Genomic DNA, 16,898 nt, shown 5'->3' with positions numbered 1-16,898 from the left:
GCTCCTGCCTACAGCCCCGCCCGGCTCAGGGCCTTGATGTGGGCAGTGAGATCGGACAGTGAGATCGGACAGTGATGACTGCATCGACCGCTACGACGGGCCAAGGCTCCGCGCTCGACCCGCGGCGCTGGCCGGCGCTGACCGTGATTTCGGTGGCGACGCTGATGGTGGTGCTCGATGCCTCCGTCATCAACATCGCCCTCCCGAAGGCCCAAGCCGACCTGGACATCAGCGACACCGACCGGCAGTGGGCGGTCACCGCCTACGCGCTGGCGTTCGGCGGTCTGCTGTTGCTGGGCGGGCGCGTCGTCGACTTCGTGGGCCGCAAGCGGGTCTTCATGACCGGCCTGATCGGTTTCGCCCTCGCCTCCATGGTCGCCGGTGTCGCGCCCAACGGCGCGACGCTGTTCGCGGGCCGCGCGCTACAGGGCGTCTTCGCCGCGCTCCTCGCACCGGCCGCCCTGTCGTTGATCGCGGTCACCTTCACCGACGGCCGCGAGCGGGCCAGGGCGTTCGGCGTCTACGGGGCACTGCAGGGTGCGGGCGGCGCTGTCGGCCTGATCGCCGGCGGTGTGCTGACCGAGTACACGAGCTGGCGCTGGTGCCTGTTCGTCAACGCCCCCATCGCCCTGGCCGCCGCCCTGGCCGCGATCCCGACCGTCCGGGAGAGCCGCGCAGAAGGCGAACGCCGCTACGACATCCCCGGGGCCGTGCTGGTCACCACCGGGCTGGTCGCTCTGGTCTGGGGCTTCACCCGCGCCGCGGAAGAGGGCTGGTCCAGCGCACCGACCTGGCTTCTGCTGGCCGCCGGACTGGTCCTGCTCGTCTCGTTCGTCGCCGTGGAGCACCGCACCAGCCACCCGCTGCTGCCCCTGCGCGTCGTACTGGACCGCGACCGCGGCGGCGCGTTCCTGGCCTCCCTGCTCATCGGCGCCGGCATGTTCGGGCTCATGCTGTTCTTGACCTACTACCTGCAAGTCAACCTCGGCTACCGGCCGCTCCGCGCCGGACTGGCCTTCCTCCCCTTCAGCGCCGGCACCGTCGCCGCCGCCACGTTCGGCGCTCCCCTGGTGCCCAGGATCGGCCCCAAGCGGCTGATGGCGTCCGGCATCGCAGTCGCTCTCTTCGGCACGCTGTGGCTGGTGACGGTCAAAGCCACCGGCGGCTACCTGCCCGTCGTCCTGCCCGCGATGATCCTCACCGGCCTCGGTCTGGGCGTGTTCTTCGTCGCCCTGCCGAACACCGCACTGGCGGGCATCAACCCCTCCGACACCGGGGTGGCCAGCGCCATGATCAGCACCACCCAGCAGATCGGCGGCGCCATCGGTCCCGCACTGCTCAACACCCTCTACGTCTCCGCCCTCACCGGCTTCCTCACCGACCACACCGGGCCCGTCACCCGGGCGGTCCGCCTGGACGGCTACGTGCACGGCTACCGCGTGGCGTTCGTCGCAAGCGCTGTCGCGTTCGCTCTCGCGCTCGCCGCGATCATCCTGCTGATCAAGAAGCAGAGCCCCGGCGATGTCCCCACCGACACCCCTGTCCACGCCGGCTGACCATGACCCGCCCACGCGCTCCGAGGCACATAGTTGCGGTCTCCGCAAGAAACGTTGTCGGCACCCCTGCCCCGCAAGCACAGTCACCACCATGAACAACGAGACAAACGGCACCCTCACCCCGCGACAGATCGTCGAGGACTTGCTGCGCCAGTCCCCCCTCGACCTCGGGGGCGCCGTACCGGAACAGCGCGAGATCTACCGGCAAATGATGCAGGGCCTGCCCGCGCCCCAAGAGGTCAGCACCGAAAGGACGACGATCGGGGGCGTGCCGGTGGTCACCCACACACCGGTCGACGCCTCCGGCGGCACAGTGCTGCTGTACCTGCACGGAGGCGGTTACACCTTCGGCTCGGCGAATGACTCCGCCGCCCTGGTCTGCGCCATCGCCCGCCCCGCCCGGGCAACCGTCGTGTCCGTCGACTACCGCCTCGCTCCCGAGCACCCCTACCCGGCCGCGCTCGACGACGTCATACAGGTCTACCGCGCTCTGCGTGGCGATCACCACGACGCCACCCTCTGCATGGTCGGCGAGTCGGCGGGAGGAGGTCTCGTGCTCAGCACCCTGCTGGCACTCAAGGAGCAGCACCTGCCCCAGCCCGCCGCGGCCGTCGTCCTGTCGCCCTGGCTCGACCACACCCCCGACGACCGGCCGCCGAACGAGAACCAGGACCTCCTTGTCACCGCCGAGACCCTCCGGCGCCGCAGCCGCGACTATCTCGGCTCACCCACCGCCCTGCCGACGGCGGCCGACACCCTCAACGCTGACCTGAGCGGACTGGCGCCCCTGCACATCCAGGCAGGCAGCAGCGAATTCCTCCTGACCGACGCACTACGGCTGGCGGACCGGGCAGCAGCCGCTCACGTGCCCGTCGAGCTCCACGTCGGCGCCCGCATGCAGCACGTCTTCCAGAACTTCCTCGGCCTGCTCCCTGAAGCGGACGCAGCCGTCCGAGCAGCCGGCGACTTCCTCGCCGCGCACCGGCCGGCACAGCGCACCCGCTGAACGATCACCGCTGCCCGGACCTGCCGACACTGCCGGACCGTCTTGCAGTCGGCCGGCGCCTCGCCGACGCCCCAGCGGTCCGCGTCCGCGGCGGCGGGTCCGGGATACGCGGAAGCCGGTCACCCCGGGCGTCGGTCACCTCCATGCGCAGCATCCCGGCCGCGCCGAAGTGGCGGTGGCGGTGGCGGTGGGCGTACGCGGGGGGCGGATCAGCAAACTGTGGCTCGTGGTCAATCCGGACAAGCTCCATGCCTGGACCGGCACCGAACAGAGCTGACCAGCTGACTACTTCACGACCGCTACCGTCGTCCCCGCCGTGGCGAACTTCCACACCGCGTCGCCGTCGGCCGCCTTCATCCGGACCCCGCCCGTCTGCGTGCCCGACACGGGCGGGGGCGGGGAGGAGCCGTCCAGGGCGTTGGAGAAGGCGATGTTCACGCCGGACGAGATCGCGAAGAAGACGATGTTCTCGATCTTTACGCCGTCGCTGCCGGTGGTGGTCTCCCGCCGGGTACCGACCGTGTACGTGCCGGGGGCCGGGCCGACCGTCCCCGGCCACACCGCGAAGGTGCGCCGGGCCGCGTCGCTCGCGTCGACCAGCCACACCCGCTTCTGCGCGAGGGAGTAGACGATGCGCCGTCCCGTGCCGGAGCCGTTCGGTACGGCGACCGGCTTGGCGTCGTCGGGTGAGGTGGAGGGCTTGGCGCTCGCCGAGGGGGACGGTTTCTTGCTCGCCGACGCGGTCGGCTGGGGCCCGTCCTCGGCCCTGACGGCCAGCATGGCCACCAGCACCAGGGCGACCGCGGTCAGACCGGTGACCCAGGCCCACGAGGGAAGCCGTCGGGCAGGCACGGGCACGCATCTCCTCAGCTCTGACTCACCCCGTCGGAGGGTCCGATCATCCTACTCCGACGGGCACGCGTGAGTTCTCACTCCAGGACCGGCAGCAGCTGCGGGAGGTGGCCGTCGGACGCCGCCGCCGCCCGCTGCCGCTCCTCCGGCACCTCCCCGTACAGCGTCGTACGCGGCTTCGCCAGCCGTCCCGCCGCCTCCGCCACCGCGATCAGGTCCTTCACCGACTTGTACGAGCCGTAACTCGACCCCGCCATACGGGAGATGGTCTCCTCCATCAGCGTTCCGCCGAGGTCGTTGGCGCCGGAGCGGAGCATCTCCGCCGCGCCCTCCGTGCCCAGTTTCACCCAACTTGTCTGGATGTTGGGGATGTGAGGGTGGAGGAGGAGCCGCGCCATCGCCATCACCGCGCGGTTTTCGCGGGCCGTCGGGCCCGGCCGGGCGATCCCCGCCAGATACACCGGCGCGTTGGTGTGGATGAAGGGAAGGGTCACGAACTCCGTGAAACCGCCCGTCCGCTGCTGGATGCGGGACAGCGTACGGAAGTGGCCGAGCCAGTGACGGGGCTGGTCCACGTGCCCGTACATCATGGTCGAGGAGGAACGGATGCCCAGCTCGTGTGCCGTCGTGATGACCTCGATCCACGTCGCCGTCGGCAGCTTGCCCTTGGTGAGGATCCAGCGGACCTCGTCGTCGAGGATCTCCGCGGCCGTGCCGGGCATGGAGTCGAGGCCCGCCTCCTTCGCCGCCGTCAGCCACTCGCGGATCGACAGGCCCGTACGGGTCGCGCCGTTCACCACCTCCATCGGCGAGAACGCGTGGACGTGCATCCCGGGCACCCGCTCCTTCACCGCGCGCGCGATGTCGAAGTAGGCGGTGCCCGGCAGGTCCGGGTGGATGCCGCCCTGCATGCAGACCTCGACGGCCCCGACGTCCCAGGCCTGCGCGGCACGGTCGGCGACCTGGTCCAGGGAGAGCGTGTACGCGTCCGCGTCGGTGCGGCGCTGCGCGAAGGCGCAGAAACGGCAGCCGGTGTAGCAGACGTTCGTGAAGTTGATGTTCCGCGTGACGATGTACGTGACGTCGTCGCCGACCATCGACCTGCGGACGTCGTCGGCGATCCGGCAGAGCGCGTCGAGCGCGGGACCGTCCGCGTGGAGCAGGGCGAGGGCCTCGTCGTCGGTCAGGCGGGTCGGGTCGTCGGCGGCCGTCGCCAGGGCCGCCCGTACGTCCGTGTCGAGGCGGTCGAGGCGGGACGGCACCATGCCGGGCGCCGCGGCCTCCCGCAGCGCCTCCCAGTCGCCGTACACGTGGTCGTAGTCCTCGCGCCGGTCACCGGTGCGGCCCTCGGTGTCGATCGTGGTGTGGAGGTCGGTACGCCCCGACGACGTGAACGCCTCGTCGGGCTCCTGCCACGGGTGGCCCTCCACGACCGCGTCCGGCACGGCGAGCCCCGTCTCCGGGTCGGCCAGCGCCCGTACGTGCGGCAGCAGCCGCGGGTCCAGCCACGGCTCGCCGCGCTGCACGAACTCCGGGTAGACGCACAGCCGTTCGCGCAGCTCGAAGCCCGCCTCCGCCGACTGTTCGCGCAGCAGGTCGATCTGCGGCCAGGGGCGCTCCGGGTTGACGTGGTCGATGGTCAGCGGCGACACCCCGCCCCAGTCGTCGATCCCGGCGCCGATCAGCCGCGCGTACTCGGAGTCGACGAGGTTGGGCGGCGCCTGGAGGCACGCGGCGGGACCCATGATGTGCCGGGCCACCGCGACCGTCGCGATCAGCTCGTCGAGTTCCGCGTCCGGCATGCCGCGCATCGCCGTGTCCGGCTTGGCGCGGAAGTTCTGGATGATCAGCTCCTGGATGCCGTGGTAGGCCCGCGCCACCTTCCGCAGCGCGAAGAGCGAGTCGGCGCGCTCCTCGTACGTCTCGCCGATGCCGATCAGCAGGCCGCTGGTGAAGGGGACGGAGGAGCGTCCGGCGTCCTCCAGGACCCGCAGCCGGACCGCCGGTTCCTTGTCGGGCGACCCGTGGTGCGGGCCGCCCGGCTCGCTCCACAGCCGGGTCGCGGTCGTCTCCAGCATCATGCCCATGCTCGGCGCGACGGGCTTGAGCCGCTGGAAGTCGGTCCAGGACATCACGCCCGGGTTGAGGTGGGGCAGCAGGCCCGTCTCCTCCAGGATGCGGATGGAGATGGCCCGTACGTACGCGATCGTGTCGTCGTAACCGTGCGCGTCGAGCCACTCGCGGGCCTCGGGCCAGCGGTCCTCGGGCTTGTCGCCGAGGGTGATCAGGGCTTCCTTGCAGCCCAGTTCGGCACCCTTGCGGGCGATGTCGAGCACCTCGTCCGGCGACATGAACATGCCGTGCCCGGCCCGGCGCAGCTTGCCGGGGACGGTCACGAACGTGCAGTAGTGGCACTTGTCCCGGCACAGCCGGGTGAGCGGAATGAAGACGCTCTTCGAGTACGTGATGACGCCGGGCCGGCCCGCCGCCGCCAGGCCCGCGTCACGCACCCGGGCGGCGGACGCCGTCAGGTCGTCCAGGTCGGCGCCGCGGGCCTGGAGCAGCACGGCGGCCTCGGTGACGTCGAGGGCGACGCCGTCGCGGGCGCGTTTGAGGGCGCGGCGCATGGCGTTCGCGGTGGGCCCGGGCCCGGTTCCGGAGGTCACGGAAGTCGTCATCCTTCGAGCATACGATCGCGGTGATCAGGGACGACCGGTGTGCCGCGTCACAAACGCCGCGTACTCGTCCAGTACCCGCAGTACGTCCTCCTCGCCGGCCGGCGGCAGTTGCAGGACGACCTCCTCGATGCCGAGGTCCGCGTAGTGCGCGAGCTTGCCTGAGCTGGGCAGGACCGCGAAGGGCACGACCTGGAGGGCCCCGGGGTCGCGGTCCGCCTCGGCCCAGGCCGTCCGCAGCACGGGCAGTGACTCCGTCAGGCCCCGGCCGCCGATCGGCATCCAGCCGTCCGCGTACGCGGCGATGTGCGAGAAGAGCTTGGGACCGGCCGCGCCCCCCATGAGCGTGCGCGGCCCGACCACCGGCCCGCGCAGCTTCTGCACGGGCTTGGGATAGGCGTGGCTGGCCCGTACGGAGCCGAACCGGCCCTCGTACGCGGTCGGTTCGGGCGACCACAGCGCCCGCATCAACGCCATCCGGTCCCGGCCCAGTTCCCGTCGCGTACGCCACTCGACGCCGTGGTCGTCGGCTTCCTCGACGTTCCAGCCGAAGCCGACGCCGAGGGTGAAGCGGCCTCCGGAGAGGTGGTCGAGGGTCGCGACCTGCTTGGCGAGGTCGATCGGGTCGTGCTGGGCGACGAGCGTGATGCCGGTGCCGAGCGTGAGGGCCTCGGTGACGGCCGCCGCCTGGCCGAGGGCGACGAAGGGGTCGAGGGTGCGGCTGTACTCGGGCGGCAGTTCACCGCCCATCGGGTACGGAGTCGTCCGCTCGACGGGTATGTGCGTGTGCTCGGGCAGATAGAGGCCGGCGAAGCCGCGTTGCTCCAGCTCACGGGCGAGCCGGGTCGGAGTGATCGTCTCATCGGTGAGGAAGATCGTCACGGAGATGCGCATGACTCCTCTCTACCGGCGGGAGGCTCAAGTGTCCATACCGACCAGTCGGCACCCCAATTGCGTCGTACGAGTGCTCTGTTCCCGAAAACTGCCGATCCCCTTCCCTTGCCCCGCAGTTCACGGCTGAATACGAGGCTGGTATCCACCATTCCCGCGCCACAAGCCACCAGTGCCATGTGACTCACGACAACCTGGGGAGCAGCAGTATGTGCGAGGACGACCACAGCGGTGACCACGGCGTCGGCAGACGCGCCCTGTTCGTGACGGGGGCCGCAGCCGCGCTTACGTTGGGAAGCGTGAGCTTCCCGAGCCAGGCCGCAGACGCCGCCGATGCCGCAAACGCCGCCGACGCTTCCGAGACCCGGACCGTGCGCGGCACCCTGCCCACCGGCGCGCCCGACTTCGTGTACCTGCCCGTCGAAGTCCCGTCCGGTGTACGGGAGATCAAGGTCGCGTACACCTACGAGCGGCCTGCCGTCCCGGCGGGCACCGCGGGCAACGCGCTCGACATCGGCATCTTCGACCAGCACGGCACCGAGCTGGGCGGCAAGGGCTTCCGTGGCTGGTCGGGCGGCGCGCGCACGGAGTTCTTCATCCGTGCGGACGACGCGACGCCGGGCTACCTCCCGGGCCCGGTCCGCGAGGGCACCTGGCACATCGCGCTCGGCCCGTACACGGTGGCTCCGCAGGGGCTTGCCTACGAGGTCACCGTCACGCTGACGTACGGCGAACCGGGCGAGGCGGTGCGGCCGGTGTACCCGCCGTCGCGGGCGAAGGGCCGGGGCCGGGCCTGGTACCGGGGCGACTGCCATCTGCACTCCTGGTACTCGGACGGCCGCCGCACCCCGGCCGAGATCGCGGCGCTCGCGCGGGCGGCGGGGCTCGACTTCATCAACACGTCAGACCACAACACGCACTCCGCGCACGCCCACTGGGCCGAGCTGGCCGGGCCGCACCCGGACGGCGAACTGCTGATCCTGCTGGGCGAGGAGGTGACGACGAGGAACGGTCACGTCGTCGCGCTCGGCACGGAACCGGGCACGTTCGTCGACTGGCGCTACCGGGCCCGCGACAACCGTTTCGGCAGGTACGCGCGCCGCATCCGCCAGGCCGGCGGTCTGGTCGTCCCCGCCCATCCGCACGCCACCTGTATCGGCTGCAACTGGAAGTTCGGCTTCGGCGAGGCGGACGCGGTCGAGGTGTGGAACGGCGCGTACGGGCCCGACGACGAGGTGTCGCTGGCCGACTGGGACGGCATGCTGGTCGCCTCCGTGCGCGAAGGCCGTGAGAGCAGTGAGGGCCGCGAAGGTCACGAAGGCCGCGGCGGCCGGGACTGGATCCCGGCGATGGGCAACAGCGACGCGCACCGCGACCCCGACCCGGTCGGCACCCCGCAGACGGTCGTCCTCGCCGACGAGCTGTCCCGTGAGGCGATCCAGGAGGGCATCCGGGCGGGCCGCAGTTACGTGGCGGAGTCGAAGGCGGTGTCGCTGTCGTTCTCGGCGACCGGTCCGAAGGGCGAACACGCGGGGATCGGCGGCCGGTTGAAGGTGGACCGCGACGACCCGGTCACGGTCCGCCTGGAGGTCTCGGGCGCCCCCCGCTGCACGGTCCGCCTCGTCACGGACCAGGGCGTCCTGCACACGAGCCCCGCCCTCCCGGTGTCCGGCGCCGGCACGGTGGAGTGGCGTACGACGGCCCAGTACGCGGCGTACGTACGCGCGGAGGTACGGCACGAGGTGGCGGCGGGCCCGCTGCCGGGGGCACTGGCGGCGTTCACGAACCCGGTGTTCCTGGGGCGGTAGGAGGCAACACCGCCTGGGGCGGCGACGCCAGGAGACGGCACCACCGGGGCCCCGGCCCGGCGCGCTTCTCGTTCTCGTCGTGGCCACGCGCCGGGCCGCCCGCCTCATGGCCGTACGGGGCGCTGTGTCTCCTCGAAGCGGGTCTGCTGGTGGGAGGTGAGCCGGTTGACGACGAGGGCGGCCAGGGCGACGCACAGGATGCCGGAGCAGCAGCCTGTGATCGATTCGACAGCGGCGTCCAGGGCGTCGCCCGACTCGCCTTTCTCGTACCAGTTATCGACGAACCAGTCCTTCGCCCACACCAGGATGTAGAGGTTCCAGCACCACCACCAGATGCTCAGCAGCCACCGTTCGGCGCCCTTGAGCCGGCCCGTGGTCGCCGTCCAGATGTCGTTGCTGATCTGCTTGGGCATGTAGAGGCAGACGACCGGGATGAACCAGGAGCCGGCCGCCATCCCGAACGAGTGGCGAATGCGCCCCGGCGCGAAGGCCTCGGCGTTGCTCCGCGTGCGCCGGAACCAGATCACCCACAGCACGGACAGCGCGACGACCAGCAGCGATTCGAAGCCTTCGGCCGCCGACGTCACGAATTGCAGGTCCCCGTAGTCCGCGATGTTCTGAGTGTCCGCCGTACTGTCCACCGACTGGAGCTGGAACAGAGCCTCCCCGGCGATGGCGCCCCGGACCAGCAGGGACAGCGCGTACAGGCCCAGCAGGCCGATCAGGGCCGTCCCGAGCCCCCGGACCGCGCCGGCGGTCGGAATGGGCGTGAACGACGCGACGTGGGACGGGGGCCGCAGGCTGCCCGGCGCGGGGCTGTGCCACATCGGCTGGGCCGGGTCGTACGCGACGGGCGGGCCGAAGCCGGGCAGCGGGGCGGCCAACGGCCCGGCCGCCGCGGCGGCCGGTGCCCCGGCCGGTACCGGTACGGGGCCCGACGCCGGACCCGACACTGCCCCGGCCCCGGAAGCAGACCCAGAACCCGATCCCCATCCCGGTCCGGATCCCGGTCCGGATCCCGATCCCGGTCCCGGCGATCCCGGGCCGGAGGCCGGTCCGGAGTCCGGCGCCAGGCCGGCGAGCACCTGGCTCTGCGGGTCCTCGCGGTTCAGGAGCTGTACGGCGTGTCTGCCGAGCTCCGCCAGCACCTCGCCCGGCAGCCACGCGCCGCCGGTGTCCTCCATGCTTTCGATGTGCCGCAACAGCTCGTCCAGCGAGGGCCGTTGCGCCGGGTCCTTCACGAGGCACCACTCGACCAGCCGCTCCCACTCCCCGGGAAGCCCCGCGAGGTCCGGCTCCTCGTTCACGATCCGGAAGAGCAGCGAGTGGATCCCGCCCTCACCGGCGCCGAACGGCAGCCGACCCGTCGCGGTGTACGCCAGCACGGTGCCGAGGCAGAAGACGTCACTCGCGTACGACACCCGCTCCCCGCGCACCTGCTCGGGCGACATGAAGCCCGGCGAGCCCACGACGGCGCCCGTCATGGTGAACCCGTCGGTGGACTGCATGGCCGGGTCGAGGGCGCGCGCGATGCCGAAGTCGATGACGCGGGGCCCGTCGATCGTCACCAGGACGTTGGACGGCTTGAGGTCGCGGTGCACGAGCCCGGCGCCGTGAATGGCCTGGAGGGCACGGACGAGCCCGACCGCCAGCGCCCGCACGGACTGCGGGGGCAGCGGACCGTACTGCTGGTCCACCACCGTGGCGAGCGAGGGCCCGGCGACGTAGCCGGTGGCGACCCACGGTGTGGGTGCGTCCGTATCGGCGTCCAGGACGGGCGCGGTCCACTCGCCGCCGACCCGCTGGGCCGCCTTCACCTCCTGCGCGAACCGCCGTCGGAAGTCGGGCTTGCGAGCCAGCTCTTCCTTGACGACCTTGACCGCGACCGTACGGCCGCGGTCGGAGCGGGCCAGGTAGACCCGCCCCATGCCGCCCTCACCGAGTCTGCCGAGCAGTCGGTAATTACCTATCCAACCCGGATCATCCGGGGTCAACCCGTCCATGCGTGTTCCCTTTTTCCCCGGCGACGCCCTCGCAGCGAGGATAGGAGATGGGGAGGGGATGACGTGTACGAACCCCGCGTCAATCGACTTCCATGGATATCTATATGAGCGTCGGGGGTGGCGCGGCAGTCCACGGCCGCACGGATGTGAGCCGGTTTCGGCGGGACAGGGTCGCCCGCGCACCACCGGAAGAGCTGCCCGTTCGCCTCACGCGGATGCGGACGGCGCTACTCGTGCACCCCGTCCGCAGCGGGACGGCGTGCCAGCGACACGAGGACCATCTCCTGGGCCGCGCGGACCGTGGCCTCGAAGGCGGCCGGGTCCCGGCTGATGCGTTCCGCGCACGCGCGCATGGCACCGGACAGCAGCTCCACCACGAGCTGTACGTCGCCGACGTCGCGGAACTCTCCGCGCGCGATGCCGTCCCGGACGACGTTCTCCACCTCGACCACAAGTGAGTGGAACGGGCTGTCAGGGCCCTTGGGCTCCCCGGCGACCACCTGCGCGGAGCCCGGCCGGAACATCAACTGCATGATCTGGTCCCGGAACGCCTCCAGGACCGCCTCGATGATCCCCCCCATCCGCTCCACGGCCGGGTCCGCGGTCCGCGCGGCGATCGCGCTGACACGGTCGACCATGGGCCGGCCCGCCCGCTCGGTCAGCGCCAGGACCAGCGCGCTCTTGTCACGGGCGTAGTTGTAGAGCGTGTTGCGCGCGAGACCGGCGCGGGCCGCGATGTGGCCCATGTTGATCGACTCGTAGTCGCGTTCGAGCAGGAGCTGCCGCATCGCCTCGGCGAGGTCGGCCCACACCATCTCGTGGTGCTCCTCGATACTGGCTCCCCGGATCCGCGGCATCCGAGCATCCTCCCCCACCACGGCCTTCCCGTCGCACCGGGCCTGCCTGTTCGCCCCCGTACGTCCCGCTCGGCGCGGTGGTGGCACGCCGGCCGGCCCGGCGCACGGCCTTCGCCGTCGCTAGGGCCCTTCTGATGGATCTCCGTGGGTGAAGGAGCGGCGTTCGGTGCGTGCTCTCGGCGTGCCGGGCACAGGCCCGCGTACTGGACGTACTTGGGTCTGTGCCCGGTGCGGCGAGAGGGCGTGCCGGGCGTCGCGACGCCGCGGAGATCCATCAGAAGGGCCCTAGCGTGCCTGCTGGCCGGCCATGGCGACGCCCGCCAGGTGCGGGTTCTCCTGGTGCGACGCGGTGAGTTTCACGCTGCTGAGGCGCCAGCCCTCCGCCGTGCGAACCGCCTCGTTGTCGTAGAAGCCGACCACCAGCCAGCGATTGGGTCCACCGTCGGCGAGCTCGTCCGGGAGCCAGTGTTCGGCGCGGACGTGCGCGTGGATCGTCGCCCTGTCGCCGTCGATGTCGACGACGTGGCCGGTGATGGCGTGGTGCGTCGCCGTGAAGGAGACGAAGCCGGCGCGGACGGACTCGACGTAGTCGCTGAGCGGGATGGTCATCGGCGGAATGTCGGCGACCGACTGGAAGTCGATCGTGAGCGGGTCGGTGAAGACGAGACCGGGCAGCTCGGTGTACTCCTTCAGGTCCGCGATGTCGGCGTACCGGCCGAACAGTTCGATGAGATCGGCACGATCAGTGGCCCTCATTGCTGTGGCACTCATGGGAAGAGCCTCTCCATTCACTACGGCGATGTCGGCGCGTTCGTACTGCCGCGCGCGGACCTGGCCTGCACGCGCCCCGACCCGCACTTTTTACGCGACAACCTGTCGTAAAAGATTACGACAGGTTGTCGCGAAAACCAAGCCACGCCATCGCTCAAGGCCTGTGAAGAGGAGCCACGTGTCCACACAATGGCTGGCAGAAGACCTCCTACTGCAAGGAAACTGAGATGTCGCGTCGCCATGAGGTCAAGTTCCGTGCCGTTACGGCTGTTCAGCGGTGGGTGGTCAATCCGTTGTCCAGGCGGTTGCCGTTCCAGACTCTGATCGAGACCACCGGACGGACCTCCGGGCTGCCCCGGCGGACGCCGGTCGGTGGGCGGCGGGTCGGGCAGGAGCTCTGGATCGTCTCCGAGTACGGCGAGAAATCGCACTACGTGCGGAACATCCAGGCCGACCCGAAGGTCCGCGTCCGCGTCGGCGGGCGGTGGCACCACGGCACCGCCCGTCTGCTGCACCAGGACGACCCGCGCGTCAGGCTCAGGTCCCTGCCCCGCATGAACAGCCTGGCGGTCCGCGCCGTCGGGACGAACCTGCTGACCGTACGGGTCGATCTGGCCGACTGAGCCCGGTCCTGACCGGCCGCCGGACCGGCCCGGACCGGCGGGCGGTGTCAGGCTGCCGTGCGTTCGCCGGGCGGGCGGCGACGCAGGGCCGCCCGCTGGAGCGCCGGCGGTGTGTAGGCCTGGTCCAGCGTGCCGACGTCGGTGCCCGGCGGCACGATCTCGTCGATCCGGTCCAGGATGTCGTCGGTGAGCACCACGTCGAGGCCCGCCAGCAGGTCGTCCAGGTGGCTCATCGTGCGCAGACCGGCGAGCGCGCTGGTCACGCCGGGGTGGGCGATGGCGAACGCCATGGCCAGGTGGGTCAGCGGCATCCCCGCCTCCTCGGCGAGCGAGATGAACTGCTCGACGACGTCGAGACGGCGCTCGTCGTTGAGGTGCTTGAAGAAGGCGGCGCGGCGCAGCCGGTTCTCCTCGCCCTTGCGGACACGCCCCGTGAGCAGCCCCTGCCCGAGCGGGCCCCACACCAGCGTGCCCACCCCATGGCGCTGCGCGACCGGCAGCACCTCGCGTTCGACACCGCGGTTGAGCAGCGAGTACGGCGGCTGCTCGGTGTGGAACCGGGCCAGACCGCGCCGCTCGGCCGCCCACCGGGCCTCGACGATGTCGGACGCCGGCGTCGCGGACGTCCCGATCGCGCGGACCTTCCCGCTGTGGATCAGGTCGGAGAGCACGGACAGCGTCTCCTCGATGTCCGTGGTGGGGTCCGGCACGTGGATCTGGTAGAGGTCGATGTGGTCGGTCCCCAGGCGGCGCAGCGAGTTCTCGACCGCGGTCACGATGTGGCGCCGCGAGGTGCCCTGCTGATTGGGGTCGTCACCGGTCGGGCGGCTCACCTTGGTCGCGAGGACGACGTTGTCCCGTCGCCCCTTGAGCGCCTTGCCGACGACCTCCTCGGAGTCGCCGTAGACGTCGGCGGTGTCGATGAGGTTGATCCCCGCGTCCAGCGCCTTGTGGATGACGCGGGCCGAGTCGTCGGGGTCGGGGTTGCCCACGGACGTGGCGAACATCAACGCGCCGAGCCCGTAGGGGCTGACCTTGATGCCGGTCCGGCCGAGTGTGCGGTATCGCATGGCGGATCATGCCCTTCTTCGCAGGAGAGTGCGCAGGAGACGCAGGAGAGGAGGTCTGCGCCGGAGACCATGTCCGGCGCCGGTCACCAGCGTGCGGCGGGCCCCGACCCGGCGGGAGAGACGGCCTTGTCCGGGGACGGGCAGTCCCTGGCTACGTCCCGCGTTCCGGGGCATGGTGGAGGCGTGGACAGATCCGAACTGGCCGACTTCCTGCGCCGCTGCCGTACCCGGCTCACCCCCGCCGACGTGGGTCTTTCACAGGGCGCGCGGCGCCGCACCCCGGGGCTGCGCCGCGAGGAGGTGGCCCAGCTGGCCGGCATGTCCACCGACCACTACACGCGGATGGAGCAGGCCAGGGGCTCGCGCCCGTCCCGTCAGATGCTCGCCGCCGCCGCCCGCGCGCTGCGGCTGACCGGCGACGAACGGGACCACCTCTTCCATCTGGCCGGCGAGGAGCCCCCACGCGACCGGCCGGCCACGGAACACGTACGCCCCGGTCTGCTGCTCGTCCTCGACCGGCTGGCCGACGTCCCCGCCCGGGTGGTGAACGACCGCGGCGACATCCTCGCGCAGAACGCCATGGACAAGGCGCTCCACGGTGATGCGTCCGCCCGCCCCGAGGCGGAGCGCAACATCCCCTGGCGCTACTTCACGGACCCGTCCGCGCGGGAACTCTTCCCACCCGAGGACCGGGACCGCGCCGCCCGTACGGCGGTGGCGACGCTGCGCGCCACACTCGCCCGGCGCCCGGACGACGCGCGCCTCGTGGGGCTCGTACGCCGGCTCCGCGCCCGGAGCGAGGAGTTCTCGGCGCTGTGGGACGACCACGAGGTGGCCGTGCGCCGCTCCGACGTCAAGCGTTTCCTGCATCCGGTCGTCGGCCTGCTGGAGCTGGACTGCGAGGTGATGCTGAGCCCGGAGCACGACCAGCGGCTGGTCCTCCACACCGCCCGCCGCGGCAGCGAGTCCTACGAGCGGCTGGAGCTGCTGCGCGTGATCGGCCTCCAGAACCTGACCCACGGCTGAACCGCTGCTGCTATTGCTACCGCTGCCCCTGGTCCCGTGACGTGTTCGAGAGGCGGTCCAGCCACTCCGTGAGCAGGCTGCTCTCGGCCCGGGTGAGGTGCGGGGGCGGGAACTGGCGCATGAGGGCGTTCAGGTGGGCCGCCGTGGCGGGGACGCGGGGCTCGACCTGCGCGGAGTCCGCCTCCACCGGGTCGGACGCCACCGCCTCGGCCGTTCCGCGTGGCCGCGTCACGTCCGGGGTGAAGACCGTCGCGTGGACCGCGTCCCGGACCCGGCGGGACACCGACTCGTCGGAGAACGTCGCCGGGCGCGAGACCCGCATCAGGGCCACGCCGACGTTCGCCGACATGATGATCTGGGCCGCCAGTTCGGGAGACATGGTCAACTTGCCCTGCCCGGCGGCCCGTTGCAGGTCCGATGTGAGGATGCGGTGGGATTCCAGGGCCGCCGCCGGGGGCGTACGCATCGCCGGGGAGTGCATCAGGCGGAACAGGTTCGGGTTGCCCAGGGCGAACTCGACGTGGCTGTCCCAGCCGTCCCGCAGATCCTCGACGGGGTCGGTGCCGGGGGCCCGGTCGCGCTTGGTCGCGAGGTACTTGTCCCAGCCGTGGTCGACGACCGCCGACAGGAGGCCCTCCTTGTCCCCGAAGTGGCGGTAGAGGGCGGGGGCGCCGACCCCGGCGGCCTCGCACACGGCCCTGGTCGAGACGTCCCCGTTCGAGGACTCGGCGACCAGGGCCGCCGCCACTTCGAGAATGCGCGCTTTCGTACTCACGGCCGTGACGCTATCCGAGCTCATACGGCGGACCGTGCGGAGGCCGAGGGCTGGGGGTGGGTCGGGGACCGCGGAGTGAGCAGGTCGTCCAGGCCTATCCGCGTCAGGAACTCCGCGCGGATGCGGTCCGCGACCCGGCTGACCTCTTCCGACCCGTCGTTCGAGGGGTCGACGTGGACCCGGAAGGGCCGCTCGCCGTGCGGGGTGCCGACGACCTCGACGATCGCGTCGGCCACCAGGGACGCGGGGGCGTCGGCCGGCTCAAGGGCGGCGAGGCGCTCGGCGACCTGGTCCATCAGACCCGTGTACCGCTCCTCGTACGCGGGCAGCACCGTCCGCTCGGAGGGGTGGCCGCCCGTCGCGAAGTGCTCCGTGCCCGAGGTAAAGGCGCCCGGCACCACGATGGTCGTCTCGATGCCGAAGCGGGCCAGCTCGGCCGCGTACGACACCGCGAGCGCGTCCATCGCGGCCTTCGCGGCGAAGTACGGCGCGAGGTAGGGCGGGGTGCCGCCCCTCGTCGAGGTCGAGCCGACCCAGAGGACCAGGCCGTGCTCCTGGGCGCGCAGGTGCGGAAGGGCGGCCCGGTTGACGCGCTGGGTGCCGAGCACGTTGGTGTCGTACACCGCGGCCAGTTCTTCGGGGGTGAAGGCCTCGGCGGGTCCTGTGACCATGTGGCCCGCGTTGTGCACGACCACGTCCAGCGTGCCGGCCTCGGCCAGGACCGTGGCGACGGCGGCGTCCGCGGACTCCTGCGAGAGGACGTCCAACTCGACCGTGCGCAGATCGACTTGGTGCTCGGCGGCGTACGCCTCCGCCTGCGCGACCCGGGCCGCGTTACGGCCGCCCATGTCACGCATCGCCGCGTAGACGGTGTGCCCGGCGTCGGCCAGCGCCCGCGCGGCGAGCGCGCCGAAACCGGAACCCGCGCCCGTGATGACGATCGTCCTGCCCATGACGGAACTCCTGAGGGTGGGGGAAGAGGTGA

The 16,898-nt window shown here is 71.4% G+C and carries 14 protein-coding genes; 5 read left to right on the top strand and 9 right to left on the bottom strand.

All coding sequences use genetic code 11. The annotated features are described in order from the left end of the window. Window positions 1–74: 74 nt before the first annotated feature. Together AOK01_RS17320 and AOK01_RS17315 are read left to right on the top strand one after the other, a co-directional pair. Entirely contained in the window at window positions 75–1,556 is a 1,482-nt protein-coding gene (locus tag AOK01_RS17320) for an MFS transporter (protein WP_055512583.1), read from the top strand. Window positions 1,557–1,647: 91 nt separating this feature from the next. After that, window positions 1,648–2,562 carry an alpha/beta hydrolase gene (locus tag AOK01_RS17315; protein ID WP_055512581.1) on the top strand — a complete coding sequence of 305 codons (915 nt, stop codon included), beginning with the start codon at window positions 1,648–1,650 and terminating at the stop codon, window positions 2,560–2,562. Window positions 2,563–2,847: 285 nt separating this feature from the next. On the opposite strand, the gene AOK01_RS17310 is transcribed toward AOK01_RS17315, so the two are convergent. From AOK01_RS17310 to AOK01_RS17300, 3 genes are all read right to left on the bottom strand, one after another. Continuing rightward, window positions 2,848–3,420: a L,D-transpeptidase gene (locus tag AOK01_RS17310; RefSeq protein WP_055512579.1), complete on the bottom strand. Its 573-nt coding sequence runs from the start codon at window positions 3,418–3,420 to the stop codon at window positions 2,848–2,850. A 71-nt stretch (window positions 3,421–3,491) separates the two neighbouring features. Beyond that, a complete protein-coding gene (locus tag AOK01_RS17305) occupies window positions 3,492–6,092 on the bottom strand; it encodes a bifunctional FO biosynthesis protein CofGH (protein ID WP_055512577.1) in 2,601 nt (866 codons plus the stop codon). A gap of 24 nt (window positions 6,093–6,116) precedes the next feature. Beyond that, on the bottom strand, window positions 6,117–6,983 hold the full coding sequence (locus AOK01_RS17300) for an LLM class F420-dependent oxidoreductase (RefSeq protein WP_055512575.1): 867 nt from the start codon (window positions 6,981–6,983) through the stop codon (window positions 6,117–6,119). A 206-nt stretch (window positions 6,984–7,189) separates the two neighbouring features. Between AOK01_RS17300 and AOK01_RS17295 the strand changes: the two genes are divergently transcribed. Continuing rightward, window positions 7,190–8,788: a CehA/McbA family metallohydrolase gene (locus AOK01_RS17295; RefSeq protein ID WP_055512573.1), complete on the top strand. Its 1,599-nt coding sequence runs from the start codon at window positions 7,190–7,192 to the stop codon at window positions 8,786–8,788. A gap of 104 nt (window positions 8,789–8,892) precedes the next feature. On the opposite strand, the gene AOK01_RS44410 is transcribed toward AOK01_RS17295, so the two are convergent. From AOK01_RS44410 to AOK01_RS17280, 3 genes are all read right to left on the bottom strand, one after another. After that, the gene (locus tag AOK01_RS44410) at window positions 8,893–10,791 is read right to left on the bottom strand and encodes a protein kinase domain-containing protein (protein WP_079103489.1); all 1,899 of its coding nucleotides are present in this window, start codon (window positions 10,789–10,791) and stop codon (window positions 8,893–8,895) included. Between the two features lie 227 nt (window positions 10,792–11,018). Next, the gene (locus AOK01_RS17285) at window positions 11,019–11,648 is read right to left on the bottom strand and encodes a TetR/AcrR family transcriptional regulator (RefSeq protein ID WP_055512569.1); all 630 of its coding nucleotides are present in this window, start codon (window positions 11,646–11,648) and stop codon (window positions 11,019–11,021) included. Between the two features lie 285 nt (window positions 11,649–11,933). Further along, window positions 11,934–12,419 carry a nuclear transport factor 2 family protein gene (locus tag AOK01_RS17280; RefSeq protein WP_213862110.1) on the bottom strand — a complete coding sequence of 162 codons (486 nt, stop codon included), beginning with the start codon at window positions 12,417–12,419 and terminating at the stop codon, window positions 11,934–11,936. 227 nt (window positions 12,420–12,646) lie between these two features. Here AOK01_RS17280 and AOK01_RS17275 point away from each other — a divergent pair, with 227 nt between their 5' ends. Beyond that, window positions 12,647–13,042, top strand: coding sequence for a nitroreductase/quinone reductase family protein (locus AOK01_RS17275; protein WP_055512565.1), 396 nt, complete (start codon window positions 12,647–12,649; stop codon window positions 13,040–13,042). Between the two features lie 47 nt (window positions 13,043–13,089). Here AOK01_RS17275 and AOK01_RS17270 read toward each other — a convergent pair whose 3' ends face one another. Then, on the bottom strand, window positions 13,090–14,112 hold the full coding sequence (locus tag AOK01_RS17270) for an aldo/keto reductase (RefSeq protein ID WP_055512563.1): 1,023 nt from the start codon (window positions 14,110–14,112) through the stop codon (window positions 13,090–13,092). A 183-nt stretch (window positions 14,113–14,295) separates the two neighbouring features. Between AOK01_RS17270 and AOK01_RS17265 the strand changes: the two genes are divergently transcribed. Next, entirely contained in the window at window positions 14,296–15,138 is an 843-nt protein-coding gene (locus tag AOK01_RS17265; protein ID WP_055512561.1) for a helix-turn-helix transcriptional regulator, read from the top strand. 16 nt (window positions 15,139–15,154) lie between these two features. Here AOK01_RS17265 and AOK01_RS17260 read toward each other — a convergent pair whose 3' ends face one another. Both AOK01_RS17260 and AOK01_RS17255 read right to left on the bottom strand, forming a co-directional pair. Further along, window positions 15,155–15,937 carry a TetR/AcrR family transcriptional regulator gene (locus tag AOK01_RS17260; RefSeq protein WP_213862109.1) on the bottom strand — a complete coding sequence of 261 codons (783 nt, stop codon included), beginning with the start codon at window positions 15,935–15,937 and terminating at the stop codon, window positions 15,155–15,157. Next, window positions 15,934–16,866 (bottom strand): SDR family NAD(P)-dependent oxidoreductase, encoded by a 933-nt coding sequence (locus AOK01_RS17255; protein WP_055512558.1) that lies wholly within the window; start codon window positions 16,864–16,866, stop codon window positions 15,934–15,936. The genes AOK01_RS17260 and AOK01_RS17255 overlap by 4 nt, the downstream gene beginning before the upstream one ends. Between the last annotated feature and the right edge of the window lie 32 nt (window positions 16,867–16,898).

It is taken from the genome of Streptomyces aurantiacus (genome assembly GCF_001418335.1).
Taxonomy (GTDB): Bacteria; Actinomycetota; Actinomycetes; order Streptomycetales; family Streptomycetaceae; genus Streptomyces; species Streptomyces aurantiacus.
The sequence above is the reverse complement of the archived record's forward strand: the minus strand, read 5'-3'. Positions and strand labels throughout refer to the sequence as shown.

What these genes read in the sequence shown, in the direction of transcription:
- AOK01_RS17280 (WP_213862110.1), bottom strand. Translation starts at nt 12,419, where the DNA reads ATGAGTGCCACAGCAATGAGGGCCACTGATCGTGCCGATCTCATCGAA.
- AOK01_RS17270 (WP_055512563.1), bottom strand. Translation starts at nt 14,112, where the DNA reads ATGCGATACCGCACACTCGGCCGGACCGGCATCAAGGTCAGCCCCTAC.
- AOK01_RS17315 (WP_055512581.1), top strand. Translation starts at nt 1,648, where the DNA reads ATGAACAACGAGACAAACGGCACCCTCACCCCGCGACAGATCGTCGAG.
- AOK01_RS17295 (WP_055512573.1), top strand. Translation starts at nt 7,190, where the DNA reads ATGTGCGAGGACGACCACAGCGGTGACCACGGCGTCGGCAGACGCGCC.
- AOK01_RS44410 (WP_079103489.1), bottom strand. Translation starts at nt 10,791, where the DNA reads ATGGACGGGTTGACCCCGGATGATCCGGGTTGGATAGGTAATTACCGA.
- AOK01_RS17320 (WP_055512583.1), top strand. Translation starts at nt 75, where the DNA reads ATGACTGCATCGACCGCTACGACGGGCCAAGGCTCCGCGCTCGACCCG.
- AOK01_RS17285 (WP_055512569.1), bottom strand. Translation starts at nt 11,648, where the DNA reads ATGCCGCGGATCCGGGGAGCCAGTATCGAGGAGCACCACGAGATGGTG.
- AOK01_RS17275 (WP_055512565.1), top strand. Translation starts at nt 12,647, where the DNA reads ATGTCGCGTCGCCATGAGGTCAAGTTCCGTGCCGTTACGGCTGTTCAG.
- AOK01_RS17305 (WP_055512577.1), bottom strand. Translation starts at nt 6,092, where the DNA reads ATGACGACTTCCGTGACCTCCGGAACCGGGCCCGGGCCCACCGCGAAC.
- AOK01_RS17300 (WP_055512575.1), bottom strand. Translation starts at nt 6,983, where the DNA reads ATGCGCATCTCCGTGACGATCTTCCTCACCGATGAGACGATCACTCCG.
- AOK01_RS17260 (WP_213862109.1), bottom strand. Translation starts at nt 15,937, where the DNA reads ATGAGCTCGGATAGCGTCACGGCCGTGAGTACGAAAGCGCGCATTCTC.
- AOK01_RS17255 (WP_055512558.1), bottom strand. Translation starts at nt 16,866, where the DNA reads ATGGGCAGGACGATCGTCATCACGGGCGCGGGTTCCGGTTTCGGCGCG.